This is a genomic window from Gilliamella sp. Choc6-1 (genome assembly GCF_001690385.1).
Classification (GTDB): Bacteria; Pseudomonadota; Gammaproteobacteria; order Enterobacterales; family Orbaceae; genus Gilliamella; species Gilliamella apicola_A.
Genome location: NZ_LZHI01000021.1, coordinates 1 through 1,582 on the forward strand (window position 1 = coordinate 1; position 1,582 = coordinate 1,582).

Sequence of the window (1,582 nt, forward strand, 5' to 3'; positions counted from 1 at the left end):
ATCTGTTAGGTCAAAGTTAAATTTAACCCGGTAGCGCCCTTGGGTATCAATATAGCCATAGGTGTCATTATCGGGACTGGTGACCCGTGCCGGTAAGGTGCCACTGACTTGTGGCCAAGCAAGGGGCGCTGGGCGATACGGTTTTAATACCTTAAAAGGTATCGCAGTAAAACTGAGCTGGTAAGCATCAGTGCGGCTGCCGCTGCCCGTAACACTTAAAATAATAATGCCTTCATCAATATCAATCAGCGGGGCGCCATTAAGGCTAATGAGTTGCCCAGGAGCAAGGTTATAACGGTTGCTTTTGCCTCGGATAATTATTTGTTCACTGATTGCTTGTTCATGGCGAATACGTGCGTACCAATTGCCACTTTCTGGGGTGCTATTAAGGTGGTAATCATTATCCTTATTTTGTGCATCATCGTTATTCTCGCTCATCCCCCCATTTTGCTCACTTTGAATATTTTTATAAATTTTGTTGGGGCTATTTTTTTGACTACCTGAACTGACACTGGCACTACCTGCATATTGATAGTGCTCGCCATAACGGTAGTCGGTGCCGTTAGTGGTGCGGTCATCGGGTTGGCTATTGACCTCGCTAAGTAAGTTGGCTTTGGCATCACGGTAGTTGTAATCTTTCACTTTAACCGATGATGCCACCGTTTGGCTGTGCATGCTAATATCCCAAACGCTTTCAGTGCCGCCGTCCAAGGTGCCGCTGGGTAATTTGTAATTAATATGGGCAACTTGGTCATAACCTTGTTCGTAATCGCTTATCACCATTACGTCGCAGTCGTGCTCGGCATGGCTTTCAAAGCGAAACCAGATACCCACATCCGCCATTAAGCGTTGTATAAATTCAAAATCGCTTTCTTGCCATTGGGTGATAAATTCCCTGGCTGGGTAGTGCTCTTTAAGTTCAAGGCGGTAGTCTATGCCATTAAGTCCGTGGCTTCTAAGTATTTGTTCAACCACGCTTACTACGCTTTGGTTCTGGAATATGGCACAGTTGCGGTTTAACGTTAGTCTAGCCAGTCGTGGCGATAAGACCACTTGATAATGCGCTTCTTCTTTATTTACCGATAATTGGCTAAACTCGGTGATAATGCCATAAATCTTGCGAGTGCTTTTATCATTGGTAAAATCACCCAAGGCACGGATTGCAGAACTGAGCGCATCGCTTACAACAGAATTAAATGAGAAAGTAGCCGGTTGGTTTAAAAAAGCATCGGTAGATAGGGTTTTATTGGCGCTGGTAAAAGTAATGGTGTAATGCCACAGCTGGTTTAAGGCCTCTTCGCCTTTGACGTTTAACACCGATATAGGAGTGCTGAGTTCATCAATGGTTAGTGTGTAACGGTTATGGCTAACTTTATTTGTTAATTGGCTAAGCAAGTCTTTCCCTGCTTGTCCTGCTTGTTCGACGATTTTATCTAAATGTTTTACCATTTTTTTCCCTTATTATTCTTCGCATTCAATTTAATAAGTGCGTTTTACCCCATTAAATGGATTAATGATTAGTTGTTTTAAGGGGCATGAATAGATAGCCATAAATCTGGCGTTGAGGATTGTTACATTGATA

Annotated in this window: 1 protein-coding gene; it reads right to left on the reverse strand. The window is 43.2% G+C overall.

Going from position 1 to position 1,582, the window contains the following annotated elements; translation table 11 throughout:
* A partial coding sequence (locus tag A9G36_RS02355) for a type VI secretion system Vgr family protein (protein WP_141670609.1) occupies positions 1–1,449 on the reverse strand: 1,449 nt, incomplete at its 3' end.
* Positions 1,450–1,582 lie beyond the last annotated feature (133 nt).